The 15,494-nt window shown below is 34.4% G+C and carries 11 protein-coding genes; 8 read left to right on the top strand and 3 right to left on the bottom strand.

Translation table 11 applies throughout. From position 1 onward, the window contains the following. Nucleotides 1–349: 349 nt before the first annotated feature. Nucleotides 350–1,696, bottom strand: coding sequence for an ISLre2 family transposase (locus ADJ83_RS08075; RefSeq protein WP_048717475.1), 1,347 nt, complete (start codon nucleotides 1,694–1,696; stop codon nucleotides 350–352). A 755-nt stretch (nucleotides 1,697–2,451) separates the two neighbouring features. On the opposite strand from ADJ83_RS08075, the gene ADJ83_RS08070 reads away from it, so the two are divergent. Further along, complete coding sequence (locus tag ADJ83_RS08070; RefSeq protein WP_031534978.1) at nucleotides 2,452–4,326, top strand: sensor domain-containing diguanylate cyclase; 1,875 nt, start codon at nucleotides 2,452–2,454, stop codon at nucleotides 4,324–4,326. A gap of 66 nt (nucleotides 4,327–4,392) precedes the next feature. On the opposite strand, the gene ADJ83_RS08065 is transcribed toward ADJ83_RS08070, so the two are convergent. Continuing rightward, complete coding sequence (locus tag ADJ83_RS08065; RefSeq protein ID WP_031534976.1) at nucleotides 4,393–4,878, bottom strand: GAF domain-containing protein; 486 nt, start codon at nucleotides 4,876–4,878, stop codon at nucleotides 4,393–4,395. A gap of 275 nt (nucleotides 4,879–5,153) precedes the next feature. Between ADJ83_RS08065 and refZ the strand changes: the two genes are divergently transcribed. Next, a complete protein-coding gene (gene refZ, locus ADJ83_RS08055; protein WP_031534972.1) occupies nucleotides 5,154–5,780 on the top strand; it encodes a forespore capture DNA-binding protein RefZ in 627 nt (208 codons plus the stop codon). Here refZ and hisJ read toward each other — a convergent pair. After that, nucleotides 5,763–6,569, bottom strand: a complete 807-nt coding sequence (gene hisJ, locus ADJ83_RS08050; protein ID WP_031534970.1) for a histidinol-phosphatase HisJ — start codon at nucleotides 6,567–6,569, stop codon at nucleotides 5,763–5,765. The two genes, refZ and hisJ, sit on opposite strands and share 18 nt — an antisense overlap. Nucleotides 6,570–6,978: 409 nt before the next feature. Between hisJ and ezrA the strand changes: the two genes are divergently transcribed. From ezrA to ADJ83_RS08020, 6 genes are all read left to right on the top strand, one after another. After that, complete coding sequence (gene ezrA / locus ADJ83_RS08045; protein WP_031534968.1) at nucleotides 6,979–8,682, top strand: septation ring formation regulator EzrA; 1,704 nt, start codon at nucleotides 6,979–6,981, stop codon at nucleotides 8,680–8,682. A 348-nt stretch (nucleotides 8,683–9,030) separates the two neighbouring features. After that, on the top strand, nucleotides 9,031–10,176 hold the full coding sequence (locus ADJ83_RS08040; RefSeq protein ID WP_031534966.1) for a cysteine desulfurase family protein: 1,146 nt from the start codon (nucleotides 9,031–9,033) through the stop codon (nucleotides 10,174–10,176). Beyond that, nucleotides 10,173–11,381: a tRNA uracil 4-sulfurtransferase ThiI gene (gene thiI, locus ADJ83_RS08035; protein ID WP_031534964.1), complete on the top strand. Its 1,209-nt coding sequence runs from the start codon at nucleotides 10,173–10,175 to the stop codon at nucleotides 11,379–11,381. Before ADJ83_RS08040 ends, thiI begins: the two co-directional genes overlap by 4 nt. A 138-nt stretch (nucleotides 11,382–11,519) precedes the next feature. Continuing rightward, nucleotides 11,520–11,726, top strand: coding sequence for an alpha/beta-type small acid-soluble spore protein (locus ADJ83_RS08030; protein WP_031534962.1), 207 nt, complete (start codon nucleotides 11,520–11,522; stop codon nucleotides 11,724–11,726). A 186-nt stretch (nucleotides 11,727–11,912) separates the two neighbouring features. Continuing rightward, nucleotides 11,913–13,487, top strand: a complete 1,575-nt coding sequence (gene mbcS, locus ADJ83_RS08025; RefSeq protein WP_031534960.1) for an acyl-CoA synthetase MbcS — start codon at nucleotides 11,913–11,915, stop codon at nucleotides 13,485–13,487. A gap of 149 nt (nucleotides 13,488–13,636) precedes the next feature. Then, the gene (locus tag ADJ83_RS08020; RefSeq protein ID WP_031534958.1) at nucleotides 13,637–15,238 is read left to right on the top strand and encodes an amidohydrolase; all 1,602 of its coding nucleotides are present in this window, start codon (nucleotides 13,637–13,639) and stop codon (nucleotides 15,236–15,238) included. The last annotated feature ends 256 nt before the right edge of the window (nucleotides 15,239–15,494 follow it).

The raw sequence follows: 15,494 nt of genomic DNA, 5'->3' as shown, positions 1-15,494 counted from the left end.
GTTTGAGTCAAGTATTTGTGGGAGAAATTTTTTATCGTCGGAATTTCTCTCTTTTTCAGTGTGTTTGCTATCTCTATTGTTAACGCTTTCTATACTTACTCTATTTATAGTCAGGCTGTTTTCGTAAAATTTTTTGGGATCAATAGACCGTTCCTTTCCGCTACAGGCACTTGCTTTCCGCGGGGAGGAAGTCGAGCCTCCTCGCCGTTCCGGCTGTGGGGTCTCGACCTTTCCTCTATGTCCCGCAGGAGTCAAGTGCCTTTCGCTCCAATCCACTCTGCGTTTTCTATGTTGTTAAAATCCATAACCTTTTAGAATACAGTTTACAGTTAAACGTCGACAATCCTTTTTAAAATCCTTGTAATGCTTTTAACGCATGATATAGTGGCTTTCCTGTTGTTTGACTCAAATAGGCAATGTTTTGTCTTGTTGCCTGTCCTGCTGTTTTGGTTAGTTTTTCACGGTAGTATTTTGGTTTTATATGATTTGATTCCTTCTCTTCCAATCGTTTCGTCATTGTTCCGATCAGTGTTTTAATATCTAATCCATCTTTTAAGCCAACCATGAATCGAATAAATGCATCTATTCCTTTTTCACTCCATGCCCTTCCGTTTTTCAGACGCTTGGCAAACACACTCATGGTTCCTTCTGCGCTGCCCATCGGACGCATATCACTCGTATCTATTCCTTGTTCCTGTAACCAAATTCTATAGTCTCCAAGTGCCTCGGGATATGGAGAAAGCTGGTTAATTAATGCTTCTAATCGTTCTTCTTTTTTCTCTGTATCCAGGGTCGCCACTGCACTATTTAACTCTACTAATAATCCCTCTCCATCATACTTAGCTAGCTTTTTTCGTATCGCTTTATATCTAGGATGTTCTTTAAAAATACGTTGGATTTCTCGAGCTACGTGGAATCTGTCTATCGTGAAAAAAGCTTTCTTTTGAAAATACTCTCTGCACGCAGTTATCCAACTAGCTCCGTCCCCATTGATAGCTAAAAGATGAGTAGTTGGATCGTAATGATACGTATCCATTAAAAATTGTTCTAACTCTTCCCAGAAAGGTGCTTCTGCTTTATGAATAAAATGCCGTTTTCCCACAAGACTGGCTCTCTTTCCATTCATAGACCAACCTTCATGGATAGCTGCGATCTTTTCTTCTCGTCCGCGCTTCTTACCACCTTGCCGTTTAATAAATAAGCCATCTACTTCGATAAATAATACCTTTCTTTTTGGTTCGATTGGCAAGCTCGGTACAACTTCTGTTTGTAATAAATGTTGACGAATCGCTTCATGACTAGCTACAGAGTATCCAAGTAATTTTTCTAACGTAGAAGATGCATGTCTGTATGATGGCCCAGTAACCGCCAATTCCATCGCCATTTCTTCCACAACTGGACTAAATCCTTTACCGCCCTCAAACTGTAAATATTGATCTAATAAATAGACATATTTGTTGCCGATACGATCCCAATAGTAATTTCGCTTAATTGAAACAGATCCAAATAAGGTGTCCATCTGAATCGCTCTCTTATCTTTGAGTTGATATCTTCCTTTATCTCGTTGTTCAGCTATTTCTCTGTCATACCCAGTTAACAGCTCCTCGAGAACTTCCGAAAAAGTTTCCTGTAATGTTTTAAATAAATCACTTTCTATTTCTTTTAATGTAGGTAGTTTTATGGTATTTTGTTTCATAGGGACTTTCTCCTTTTGTATGTTTTGTCCGCAAACACTACTATACAAAAAGAAAGTCCCTTTTTCTTTATTTTTGCTCATACTACCGCGCTTGCGTTTGGTTGGCGGTCTAACGACCACCAACCAAACCAGAGGGTAAATTATTTTCTACCCACAAACATTTTACTCATACTTACTATTAATTTGAATGGATGAGAACAGAATGACATAAGTTAGAGATCATGGGAAATGTTAACGAAAGTAAAAAAATATTTTTGTCTAATCTATTTATTGCCAATATGGTATAATTAGTATAATTTAACTATATAATTAGGTGGAGTTCAAGAAATAATTAATTCTATTATATCCATGATAAAATAAAACCTAGTGTATAGTAATATTTAGTGGTATTGCAAACTAGATTCCTCCTATTCACATTTGAATAGATATGTAATTAGTACTATATTATAGGCTTTATCATTGTTGGTTTACATCCTCAATAGAAAAATATTTCCCGTTAATTTTATTCTGATTGGTTACATATATAAGTTGTTATTTTGGTACTTATTCTAAAAGGGAATCTATTTATGAATCAGTACAAAAGTATTATAATTACGACAATAAATAAAAAATCAATATATATAAAATAAAGATTGTTCCTTGGAAAAGTGCTTCGATTAATTTTTACTCTTTATTAAATTTATCTCGTATTTATATTTTAAATAAGAATTACTAAATCAAAGAATGAATAGTTAGGTGAATTAGGTGATAAATACATGGACTTCCTTGGCCACCAAAAAATATTAATATTAAAAAGTCGTTTTTTTGAATTGTATGATATTAAATTAATAAACGATGATTACGACATAATTATCCAAGAAGCGCTCCAAGCGATAAAAGAAGTATTTGGGGCTGTTGAAGTTACTCTATATACCAGTGAAGAATGGGATTTGAATTGGTCAATCGTATCCACCACAGCTAGTAGAGATGATTTAGGAAAGAATACCTGTATAAAGGAAAATTTACAATTGGCAAGTGGGTATAAATTTTTCCGGTTGCCTATTACGGAAGATACAATACATGATTATATGATGCTAGCCCTGAAAAGTAAGGAGAAACTTGACTATATTCTAGCAATAAAGATCAAGAAGGAATTATTGGACGAGCCAAATGGAGAAATTTCTTTATTCGATATGGTAGCAAAGGAAGTCGGAATATTATTTAGAAATATGCAAAATATGTTAAATGTTAATAGAGATAAGAAGAAATATAAGCAGTTATTTAAAGTGACTGAAAAATTTCATTCCTCTATGAAAATGGAAGATGTATTAAGAGAGGTTATTTTTACCTTAAAAAAAGTGTATCCTTCGTATCATTATTATCTTTTGCTATCACATGATAATAATAGTCCAATGGATCTGCCAATAAAGGATTTAGAATATGACAGTGAAAACATGGCCGCTATGGAAGCATATGTTACGGCTGAATTGCAATTCGAAAATTTGAAAGAAGAAAAAAGTTCTGTTATCTATGCTCCTTTAAAAGGAAAACAAGGAGTATACGGAGTTCTGCAAATTATTGTTCCAGATGTTAGCTCTTTTCCGAAAAATGAAGTGGAATTTATTTCTTTATTGGCAAATACGGCAGGAGGTGCATTGGAAAATGCTCAGCTGTATCAGCAATCAAAAAAATTAGTTACTGATTTACAGTTAATAAATGAGGCGTCGGATCAATTAAATTCTAATTTACGCTTAAATGAAATGATGACATATATTTGTGAAAGAATATCTGCGAGTTTTAATGCAAAGGAAGTAGGATTTATTCTGTTTTCCATCGAAAATGATTCAACAAAAGTGCTACAAGGAAGCTCTTCTTTCTTTTTTGAGCCGGAATCGAAGAATTATATTGATTATTTTAAAGAGAAAATTCAAATGGAGAAAGATTCCCTCTTTTTAGGAGATTTCAGTATGCAGCTTGAGGATGTTCGGTATAAGTCTGTAATGGCTGTGCCTATGATGCAAACAGGGGTATTAAAGGGGTTTGCTATAGTAATGCACCCAGATGCATACCATTTTTCATTTGATACATTTAAACTGTTACAGTCTTTAATACATCATTCTACTCTTGCCTTAACTAATTCCTTGTTAAGAGAGGAGTTGGAAAAAATGGTCGTAACAGATCATTTAACAAAACTTTTTTCTAGAAGTTATTTGGATGAAAAGATTCAAAGGTCCTTAATAGAAGATAAGGAAGGAACATTTATTTTAATCGATATTGATGATTTTAAATTAATAAATGACACATATGGACATCAAATTGGCGATGATATTATCATTCAAGTGGCGAATATTATTAAAGAAAATATTCGGAGTTCAGATGTTGGTTCCAGATGGGGTGGAGAAGAGCTAGCTATTTATTTGCCAAAAGTCACTCTTTCTTTAGGTGTTACGATTGCTGAAAGATTGGTGAAAAAGGTAAGGGATTATTCTAAGCCATCTGTTACCATTTCCTGTGGAGTTTCTTATTGGAATAAGCAAACTAATGATACGTATAATACGCTTTTTAAGCGTGCAGATAAAGCATTGTATATAGCAAAGGAAACAGGAAAAGACAAGGTAGTTATCCAAAATACTCTCCTTGTTAGCGAATAAAAAAGGTGTTCTGCCTCTCATGAAGAAGGGCAGGACACCTTTTTATATTTGGAAGTACATCCCGATTTATTTTATAAACTTAACTAATGTAGATACAAAAATCTCTAAATATTTTTGATCTAATTCATCAAATCTATTCTTTTCTGGAGAGTCAATATCAAGGACGCCTATTAAAGTACCGTCTTCCTTGACTAATGGGATGACGATTTCGGATTGAGAGGCTGCATCACAGGCAATATGACCTGGAAATTGATGAACATCTTCAACTCTTACTGTTTCTTTATTAAAGGCTGCGGTACCACAAACACCTTTTCCCAATGGAATACGGACACAAGCAGGTAAGCCTTGGAATGGTCCAAGAACAAGCTCATTGTCTTCAACTAGATAAAAGCCCACCCAGTTGGTTTTTTCTAGAAATTGATTTAATAATGCTGATGCATTAGAAAGATTTGCAATTGTATTATGTTCTCCCTCTAATAAAGCACGTAATTGTTTTTCAACTAATTGGTACTGTTCTTCTCGTTTACCTTTATATGTTTCGACGCTAAACATGTATATCACCAATCTTTCTCATTTTTTTTGTTGTTTTTTGACGATAAATACAGAAGGAACCCATACTTTGTCGGTAATCTTTTAAAGGATTCTCCCTCTTTATAAAGAAGTGTAAGGAATAGCATATTTGTAGATTTAATGGCTGTTCTCCAAAATACTGATATGGAAACTCATACACACTCTTCCTTGAAAAAACAGTCTTTATCATAAAGCGAAGTTTTTAATAATTCAACCATACTTTTTAAGGATTCGCAACAGAAAAGAGGTTAGGCTAGATGAAAGAAATTTCAACAAGGGATGCCATTGTAGAAGCTGCCATTTCGTTATTTAATCAGAAAGGTTATCATGGTACTTCTATCCGAGATATAGCTGGGCTGGCTAAAGTGAATACAGCAAATATTTCCTATTATTTTAATGGTAAGCAAGGATTGTTAGAATATTGTTATATGAATTTTTTCGAAACCTATTTAGAATTGTTAGAACAAGTTTATTTACAATCCTGCAATCCAACGGAAAAGTTAAAAAAATTAGTAGACAGTATTATCACCTATCAATGCAAAAATCCTCAATTAACCAGATTTATATTAAGAGAAGTTACGATTGATTCACAAGTTGTAAGGGAAATAATGTCGACTTATTATGTGAAAGAAAGATATATCTTTACACAAATTTTGGAAAAAGGGATAGAGAAAAAAGAATTTAGGAAACAGTCTATTTCCTATAGTATCATTCAATTAAAAGGGCTACTCTCCATGCCTTTTATTCACTCTTTCTATGTTACCGAGGTTCTTCATATTTTTCTAAATGAAGATTATTTCAAAAGAAAATATTCAGAAGAGATCCATCGATGGATACATGACGTTGTTTGTATGAATGAAAATGAATTATCGATTATTCCATAACATAACGTTCCGGCCTTGTCCTAAATCTTTTGCCTGGTGAGCATCAGAACCATATACTAAGGGGATACCACGTTTAACCGCTTCTTCAGCTATCCACTTTGAAGGATATGGTTCTTTGCAATATGGCTTATTTACTCCTGCTCCGTTATAATCCAGTTCATAATTGTTATTTTTCACTTCGTCTAAAATGGTGAGTATAACAGTTTGAAAGTCTTGGTCAATGGGATACAAATGCTGGAATTTATGTATCAGCGTCATATGACCTATTCGTTTTGGTTTGTTAGGACCTAAGTCTGCTTGAATCGATTTCAAAAGTGTTTGGTAATAAGTAGCATATACTTTTGATATTCCTCCGTACTGCTCTACAATATTTCCAAAAAGCTCGGGGCTGTAATCGACACAATCATAGTGATTGTTTAAAGGATTTTTCAGGAAGTGTACACTTAAAATGCTGTCGTCTAATAAATGACCCCAATCTGCTAGAAAGTTTTTTATTTCTAGTTCAAATCCCTCCATATAATCAATTTCTAGTCCTACATTTATCTTGATTGTTTCTTCATATTCTGCTTTGATACACTGTATTTCTTTTAAATAAATGGGTAATGTTTCGATTGTTATACTGCTGTCTTGCGTTGGTGTTGTATCGATAAACCCTTCTGGTAAGGGGGCGTGCTCGGTAAATGTCATTTCTTTATAACCAAGGGCTAATGCCTGTTCTACGTATTGTTTAAGAGAATCTTTAGAACCATGTGGACAAAATGGAGTATGGATATGTCCGTCTTTTTGCATGGGAATAATCACCCTTTCTATATTTGCTAATATTGATATATACCTAATATAGCAGGAAGACTAATAAAGAAGTAGTTATACGTGTTATTTTTGAAAAATACTTATATAATTTAAGTTATCTAGCGAACTTTGAAAAAAGTAAACGAAATTATGAAAAAAACGTAAAATAATAGTCAAAAAATGTCGTTTACATGTTATCATAAATACAAAGAAATTTACCTGCAAAAAGGGAGATATCTAATATAGCTTAAAACATTTTGCTTGGATTTTGAAAAAGTAATCTTTTTTTTACGGCAGTTACCTTTATGCGTATTATTTTTGTGGAATACTGCTCTTTACTATTAGATAATTATTAGCTTAATTAAAATAGATACGGAATTATGGCCGGTGTATGAACAGGGGGCTTCAAATGAATTACATAATTGGTGGAATAGGTTTAGTTATTTGCCTATTTGTAGCGGGATATTTTATTAAACGAAAATATTATAATGGTGTCGATGAATTAGAAAATTGGAAAATAGACATGATGAATCGTCCCGTATTAGAAGAGCTTGCAAAGGTTAAACAATTGAATATGATTGGACAAACCGAAGAGTTGTTCGAAAGATGGAGAAAAGAATGGGATGACATTGTTACTACCGAATTGCCTACTATTGAGGAATTGCTTTTTGATACGGAAAATTATATTGATAAATATAACTTTCCGAAAGCCAAGAAGACACAAGATACTATTCGCTTTAAAATGGAAAGTGTAGATAAAAGAATTGATACTATATTAGAAGAACTTAATAATCTAGTTGGTAGTGAAGAAAAGAACAGATCGGAAATTGAAGAACTTAAAGAATCCTACCGTGTCAGCAAAAAAAATCTTTTAGCACATCGTCATACTTATGGTGAGACAGAGAAAAAGATTGAAACAATGCTTCACGAAGTTGCGGAATTATTTATAACTTATGATGAAAAAACGAATAATGGGGATTATTTGGAAGCAAGAGAGATTGTTTATAAAATGCAAGAACGTTTAACAACGATTACTTATCTGATGGAAAAAATTCCTCCATTACTGATTGAATGTCAGACAAAATTGCCAGAACAACTTGATGAGTTAAAAGATGGCTATGTAGATATGTTGGAGCAAGGATACATCTTGGAACATTTGCAAATGGAAGAAGCAATCGAAAACTTAATGAATGAACTTGCATCAACTGAAAATGATTTAAGAGAAGGAAAAGTTGAGGCAGTAGAAAAGGTTATTGCAGAAATACAGGAAAAGCTGGATTTGCTATATGATTTATTAGAAAAAGAAGTACTTGCAAAAAATTATTGTAGTAATAATATCAACGTAACCAAGGAAATCTTAGAAGATGTTCAGCAAGGAAACGCACAGCTTCAAGTAGAAGTTGGATTATTGCAGACAAACTATAATCTAGATAATGAAGATATTGAACTGCAATTTAAGCTTGAGAAGAAATTAAATCATCTCTATAAGCAATATGAAGTATTAGAACATAAGCTCTTGACTGAATCAGCAGCACATACTCTGTTGGGAGAAGAACTTAAGGAACTGAAAGGGCAATTAGAAAATGCCTCTTTAGAACAAAAAGAATTATTTGATAGGCTGCATGCTCTACGTAAAGATGAAGTTTCTGCACATAATCGTATAAGAGAACTAAGTAAACAAGTGGCAGAAGCTATTAGAAGTGTTACTAATAGCAATTTGCCAGGTGTGACAGATGAGTATAATGAGCTAGTACGAGAAGCAAAAGAAAGTATTGATGAAGCAAAAAGAATGTTAGATCGAACACCATTAAATATGGTTGAAGTGAAGAACATAATAGAAGTGACAGAAGAAAAAGTGACGGTGCTAGTTAATGCAACACTTGAATTGGTAGAAACCGTTTATTTAGCAGAGAAAATCATTCAATATGGGAACAGGTATCGTCGCCAATATCAAAAAGTCCATCAAGGCTTATTAGAGGCAGAAGCACATTTTAGAAATTATCGCTATAAAGAAGCATTGCAATATGCTGCAGCAACCATTGAAGAGATAGAGCCTGGAAGTACTAATAAGATTCAAGCTTGGTCACATGAATGGAAAGAAAATGAAAAGTAATGATGAGTAACATCTAATTCCATTATAAGTAGAAAAAAGTCTGAGGGACATGTCTCAGACTTTTTTTGTGGAAAGCGAAAAATTTCTCCGGTTATGGAAAGAGTTAACATTTTATTTCCAGTAAGAATAGATATAATGAATTTTTATGAAGCTTATTCTTTTATTTGAAAAAGTTTTTTGGTAGCATAATAAAGTGAAACTTCGATTAGTGAATATTATTCCGCTTTATAGAGGATAAAGTAGAGAGTTAAAGACGTAACAATTATAACGTTATGTGAGTGAAAATGATTGTCGCTAAAGGAAAAGCGGATTAACGAATTTTTATAATGGAAAGGAAATTCCAATGTAATGATATATTTAGATAATAGTGCAACAACTAAGCCTTTTCCAGAGGTTATTGAGTCTTTTACGACTGTATCCCAAAAATATTTTGGAAATCCATCCTCAATCCATCGAATAGGAATGGAATCAGAGAAGCTGTTAATACAAGCAAGAGAACAAATTGCGGGACTTTTAGAAGTGAAAAGCAATGAAGTATTTTTTACCTCAGGTGGTACAGAAGGAAATAATACCGTTTTAAAAGGAATTGCTCGTTCATATAAAAGTAGAGGGAATCATATTATTACCACAGCAATTGAACATGATTCCATTCACAAAGTAATGGAGCAATTAGAAGATGACGGTTTCACTATTTCTTATGTCCCTGTCGATGAGTTTGGTCAAGTATCAATCGAGGATATAATCAAAAATATACGCAAAGAAACCATCCTTGTTTCTATTATGCATGTAAATAATGAAATAGGATCTATTCAGCCAGTTGAGGAAATCGGTAAACGATTAACCAATTATCCAAATATATTTTTTCATGTAGATGGTGTTCAAGGAATTGGGAAAAAAGCCCTCTCAATAAATAAGGCAAACATAGATGCTTATACCATTTCTGCCCATAAATTTCATGGCTTAAAAGGAAATGGGGTTTTATATATAAAAGAAGGAAAAAGAATAGAACCTTTATTGGCAGGTGGCGGGCAAGAGAATACTTTTCGCAGCGGAACGGAGAATGTTGCTGGTGCAGTTGCTACTGCCAAGGCATTACGAATGCAGCTGCAAAATCAAAAAGAGAAACTGCCTATTCTGAAACAGTTGAATGTTTATTTGCGTGAGGAATTATCTAAGATAGAAGGTATCTCCATTCATACGCCAGCAGCAGAGAAAAGTGTACCTCATATTGTTAACTTCTCCATCGAAGGAATAAAGGCAGAAGTATTTGTTCATGCATTAGAAGAACGTGATATATATATATCCACTACAAGTGCCTGTTCATCAAAGACAAATAAAATTAGTAAAACATTATTAGGAATAGGAGTACCAGAACAGCTTGCAGAAAGCTCGTTCCGAATTAGCTTATCCTATGAGAATACAATAGAAGAAATGGAAAGCGTAATTGCAGCTATAAAAGATATTCAGGAATGGTTGAGAGGGGTAATGAAGTGAAATATGATCGTATTTTAATACGTTATGGAGAGCTATCTACGAAGGGGAGAAACAGAAAGCAATTTGTAGATAAACTAAAACGAACAATTGCAAAGTCTCTAGAGGGCTATCCATCTGTTTCAATTGAAGCAAAAAGAGAAAGAATGTATGTAATGTTAAATGGTGAAAAGGAAGAGGAAATTTCTAAAGTGCTTAAAAACATCTTTGGTATTCAATCCTTTAGCCCAGCAGTAAAGCTTGAGCGGGATATAGAGAAAGTAAAAGCAGCTGCTTTAGATATTGTTTCTTCTTTATATAAAGAGGGATGTACCTTTAAAATAAGTGCAAGACGAGCTGACAAAGAATTTGAACTAGATACAAATGAAATTAATCAGGCGATTGGTGGGCATTTGCTAAAAAATATCTCTGGTTTAAAAGTTGATGTTAAAAATCCTGATATAAATGTTCAGATTGAAGTTAGAACAGAAGCAATCTATCTTTCCTGTGAAAATATTCCAGGGGCGGGGGGGCTTCCTTCAGGAACGAGCGGGAAAGCAATGCTAATGTTATCTGGTGGATTAGATAGCCCGGTAGCAGGATATTTATCTATGAAAAGAGGATTAAAAGTTGAAGGGGTACACTTCTTTAGTCCTCCGTTTACAAGTGAAAGAGCAAAACAAAAAGTAATTGATATTTCGGAAAAGCTTGCAAGTTTTAATGGTCACTTTGTGTTGCATATTGTTCCATTTACAACTATTCAGCAGTTAATTCATAAGCAGATTCCAGAAAATTATACAATGACCGCAACGAGAAGAATTATGCTAAGAATAACAGATGAAATTCGCAGAAGAAAAGAAGCGCTGGCTATTATCACGGGCGAAAGCTTAGGGCAAGTTGCTAGTCAGACATTAGAGAGTATGTATGCAATCAACGATGTAACAAACACACCTATTTTAAGACCTTTAATAACTACAGATAAAACAGAAATAATCGAATGGGCAAAAAAAATTGATACACATGATATCTCTATTCGTCCATATGAGGATTGCTGCACGGTATTTGTGCCGGCATCGCCTAAGACTAAACCAAAAAAAGAAAAAATACAATATTATGAAAGCTTTACTGACTTTGAACCATTGATTGAAGAAGCAGTTAATCATATTGAAACGATTATCCTTAAAAGGGAAGAGAAGAAGAAGGAGACCGAAATAGATTCACTTTTTTAAAGTGTTTTGCATGACCGCCATAAGGGAGAAGTGGTATGATACAAAAATTTCCTGTTTTTTTGTGAACAATTACCAGTAAAAAGAACGAATGAATGCTATGTGTATTACACATTCTATTATCACAAGGAGGTGATACACATGGCAAGCAGCAACAATTCAAATCAATTATTAGTACCTGGGGTTTCTCAAGCTCTAGATCAAATGAAATATGAAATTGCTACTGAGTTTGGTGTAAACTTAGGTGCTGAAACAACTTCTCGTGCTAACGGTTCTGTTGGTGGTGAGATCACTAAACGTTTAGTGCAAATGGCTGAACAACAATTAGGCGGCGGTTTCTCTAAATAATTGAATAGTAATGGCTACAAGAAGCAAGGCATCATGCCTTGCTTCTTCTTTATGTAGGCCTATTTTTTGCTTTTATTGGTAAAAGATTGGCTCCTTAAAGGAACGAAATTTAATTAATTCAAAAATTGGAGATAGGGTAGTATAATGGGTTAAGTATTTACTTTTAGAAACAGGAGGAGACTACATATGCGGACGGAGGATTTAATTGCTCCAGAACAATATAATTTTGTTTCGGAGATTGAGAAATTTGCCCAAAATACAGATAGACTTGCTTTAAAATGGGAGAATGAAGAGGGCGAAACAAAGGAAGTTACTTATTCCTCCTTAATGAAAGCAGCAAATAGAATAGGAAATGTTTTCAAAGAAGAGGGCCTACAAAAAGGAGATGTTGTTCTTGTTATTGTTCCAAGGATAATAGAAGCCTATCAGGTATACTTAGCAGCTTTAAAACTGGGAATAACTGTCCTTCCAAGTTCAGAAATGCTTCGCGCAAAAGATTTACAATATCGCATTAAGCATGGAGAAGTAAAAGGGGTAGTTAGCTATTATCCATTTTTAGAGGAATTAGAATTAGTGGAAGAAATACATACTATTAAACGTTTTGTATTAGGTGAAGCAAAAGAAGGTTGGATGCTTTTAGATGAGCGAGTACTGGAGGTTTCAGATGAACTAGAACTGGTAAGTACACATAAGTCAGATACAGCATTTATTTCCTATACATCAGGAACAACTGGAAATCCAAAAGGTGTCGTACATACGCATGGTTGGGCATATGCTCACCTCAGAACAGCAGCACCAAATTGGCTGAATATTGAAGAAGGTGACCTTGTATGGGCAACGGCAGGTCCAGGATGGCAGAAATGGGTTTGGAGCCCACTATTATCTGTTTTAGGATCTGGTGCAATTGGACTAGTCTATCATGGAAGATTCAACCCGGATAAATATCTGCAGCTTTTGGAGAAATATGAAGTAAATGTTTTTTGCTGTACGCCAACAGAGTATCGCTTAATGGCAAAAGTGGAAGATATTCAAAAGTATCAATTAGATCAATTACGAAGCGCAGTTTCTGCTGGAGAACCACTAAATAGAGAAGTTATTGATGTATTTAAAGCGAATTTCCAACTAGATGTCCGTGATGGATATGGACAAACGGAAAATACGTTATTAGTAGGGATCACAAAGGGAGTAGAATTACGCCCTGGATCTATGGGGAAACCAACTCCAGGAAATAGCGTCGAAATCATAAATGAAGATGGAGAAATTTGTTCAGTAGGGGAAGTTGGAGATATCGCAGTACACAAAGATACTCCTGCATTATTTAAAGAATATTTAAAAGAACCAGAAAGAACAAAAAATCAATTCCGTGGAGATTACTATATCACTGGTGATCGTGCTAAGAAAGATGAGGATGGTTACTTTTGGTTCGAAGGCAGAAGAGATGATATTATTATTAGCTCTGGCTACACGATTGGACCTTTTGAAGTAGAAGATGCTTTAGTTAAGCATAAAGCAGTTAAAGAGTGTGCGGTAGTGGCAAGTCCAGACCCAATTAGAGGAAATGTCGTGAAAGCATTTATAGTTCTTCGAGATAAAATAGAAGGAACAGAAGAATTAATAAAAGAACTGCAAACACATGTAAAAAAATTAACGGCTCCATATAAGTATCCACGTAAAATCGAATTTATGGAAGAATTGCCTAAAACGACTTCAGGGAAAATTAGAAGAGTGGAATTACGAGAGAAAGAAGAGCGTAGCAACTAAAGAAGAAAATAAACTTCTCGTTCTCAAAACAGAGTGCGAAAGGTATTAAAAAGGGCACTAAAGTTAGTGTCCTTTTTAATAAAACAGAACTGATGATTTATAGAGTTTATTGCCATTCAATCGAAATTTAAGATAGTAGGAGGATTTGCATGGGGAAACTGATTTATGGTGGGAAGATGTATACGCTTAAAGAGGAAGGACAAGTAGTTGAGGCAATTTTTACAGAGGAGCAATATATCGTGGATTTCGGCGATAAAAAGTACTTGGAAGAAAAATACGAAGGAAGGATACAAGAAAAAATAGACTTAGAAGGTGAAGTTCTCCTTCCGGGATTTGTAGATAGTCATATGCACCTAGTTGGGCATGGGGAAAAGCTATTAAGATTAAATTTATCCACTTGCACATCAAAAGAGGAAGCTTTGCGGTTGCTAGCTAATTATGCAGAGAATATAGAAGAAGGGCAATGGATTATAGGAGATGGATGGAATGAAAATATGTGGCAGGAGCAACAGGTACTGACTTCTATAGATATTGATCAGTATGTTCCAAACCATCCAGTCCTCCTAAATCGTATATGTAAGCATGCAATTGCAGTAAATTCATATGCTTTAAAAATTGCCAATATTACAAATGATACTTCCTCTCCAATTGGTGGAGTTATGGAGAAGGATGAGGAAGGCACGATTATTGGAGTTTTTAAAGATCAAGCACAAGAGTTAATAACAAGAGTCTTGCCTAAAGTAACCGATGAATATGTGGAAAGAGCATTGCGAGCAGGTATTAAAGATGCCTATAAGTTAGGACTAACTGGAGCTCATACTGAAGACTTACACTATTATCATGGCTATGAAGGAACATATCGTTCCTATAAAAAAGTAATTGAAGAAGAAGGAAATCACTTTAGAGCCCATTTGCTTGTGCATCATGAAGTATTTGATGAGATGATACATGATGGCGGGAAATATCTAGGTGGTACCGAATGGGTGGAGCTTGGCAGTATGAAAATATTTGCTGATGGTGCTTTTGGTGGAAGAACCGCTCTTTTAAGTAGACCATACCTTGATGATCCTTCAACAAATGGAGTAAGCATTTTTTCACAAGAACAATTAAATGAATTAGTAGAAAAGGCAAGGAAGAGAGAAGTTCCGATTGCTGTACATGCAATAGGCGATGCAGCTTTTGAAATGGTCTTACAAGCTATTGAACAACATCCTTTACAAGGATTTGGAAGAGATCGCCTTATTCATGCAACGATGCTTCGCAAGGATTTAATGGAACGTATGAAAGACTTGCCGTTAATATTAGATATCCAGCCTAGCTTTGTAACTTCAGACTTTCCTTGGGTAATAGATAGACTGGGGAAAGAAAATCTTGCCTATTGTTATGCTTGGAAAACATTATTAAAAGAGGGATTACATTGTGCAGGGGGTTCTGATGCTCCAATTGAAAGTGCAAATCCTTTAGTAGGAATTCAAGCAGCTATTACAAGAACTAATGCAGAAGACATAGAAGGAAACGGATACCTTCCAGAAGAGGCGTTAACAGTATATGAAGCAGTGAGCCTTTATACAAAAGGAAGTGCTTATGCCATTTGTCATGAAGAAGATCGAGGGAAAATTGAAAAAGGCTATTTAGCAGATTTTACTGTATTGAATAAAGATATTTTTGAAGTAAGTCCAAGTGAAATAGATAAAATAGAAGTAACAAAAACAATTGTTGGAAATGAAATAATGTATGATCGATTAAAGTAATAACAAGTGAAAGAGGCAGGGACATAAGTATTTCAACCAACAACAAATACGAACTATAATGTAATTAGATTACATTATAGTTCGTATTTATTTTTTAGAAAAAGGTTTAAAAACGAAGTGAAATGGAGCAGAGGACGCTCGACTTTTGCGGGAATTAGAGACGCTTTAGAACCAGCAACGCAGTGATGAGGGCACTGAAAAAGTATAGTTTTTCCAAATTAAATAAGAATTTATTTATTTGAAAGCGAATATTAAG

The sequence above is a fragment of the Bacillus sp. 522_BSPC genome, from assembly GCF_001076885.1.
Lineage (GTDB): Bacteria > Bacillota > Bacilli > Bacillales > Cytobacillaceae > Niallia > Niallia hominis.
Note: the sequence above shows the minus strand (reverse complement) of the source record. Positions and strands in the feature narration are given on the sequence as shown.

Excerpts from the sequence above, each read along its gene's own strand:
- ADJ83_RS08075 (WP_048717475.1), bottom strand. The coding sequence starts at position 1,696 with ATGAAACAAAATACCATAAAACTACCTACATTAAAAGAAATAGAAAGT.
- ADJ83_RS08070 (WP_031534978.1), top strand. The coding sequence starts at position 2,452 with ATGGACTTCCTTGGCCACCAAAAAATATTAATATTAAAAAGTCGTTTT.
- ADJ83_RS08065 (WP_031534976.1), bottom strand. The coding sequence starts at position 4,878 with ATGTTTAGCGTCGAAACATATAAAGGTAAACGAGAAGAACAGTACCAA.
- refZ (WP_031534972.1), top strand. The coding sequence starts at position 5,154 with ATGAAAGAAATTTCAACAAGGGATGCCATTGTAGAAGCTGCCATTTCG.
- hisJ (WP_031534970.1), bottom strand. The coding sequence starts at position 6,569 with ATGCAAAAAGACGGACATATCCATACTCCATTTTGTCCACATGGTTCT.
- ezrA (WP_031534968.1), top strand. The coding sequence starts at position 6,979 with ATGAATTACATAATTGGTGGAATAGGTTTAGTTATTTGCCTATTTGTA.
- ADJ83_RS08040 (WP_031534966.1), top strand. The coding sequence starts at position 9,031 with ATGATATATTTAGATAATAGTGCAACAACTAAGCCTTTTCCAGAGGTT.
- ADJ83_RS08030 (WP_031534962.1), top strand. The coding sequence starts at position 11,520 with ATGGCAAGCAGCAACAATTCAAATCAATTATTAGTACCTGGGGTTTCT.
- mbcS (WP_031534960.1), top strand. The coding sequence starts at position 11,913 with ATGCGGACGGAGGATTTAATTGCTCCAGAACAATATAATTTTGTTTCG.
- ADJ83_RS08020 (WP_031534958.1), top strand. The coding sequence starts at position 13,637 with ATGGGGAAACTGATTTATGGTGGGAAGATGTATACGCTTAAAGAGGAA.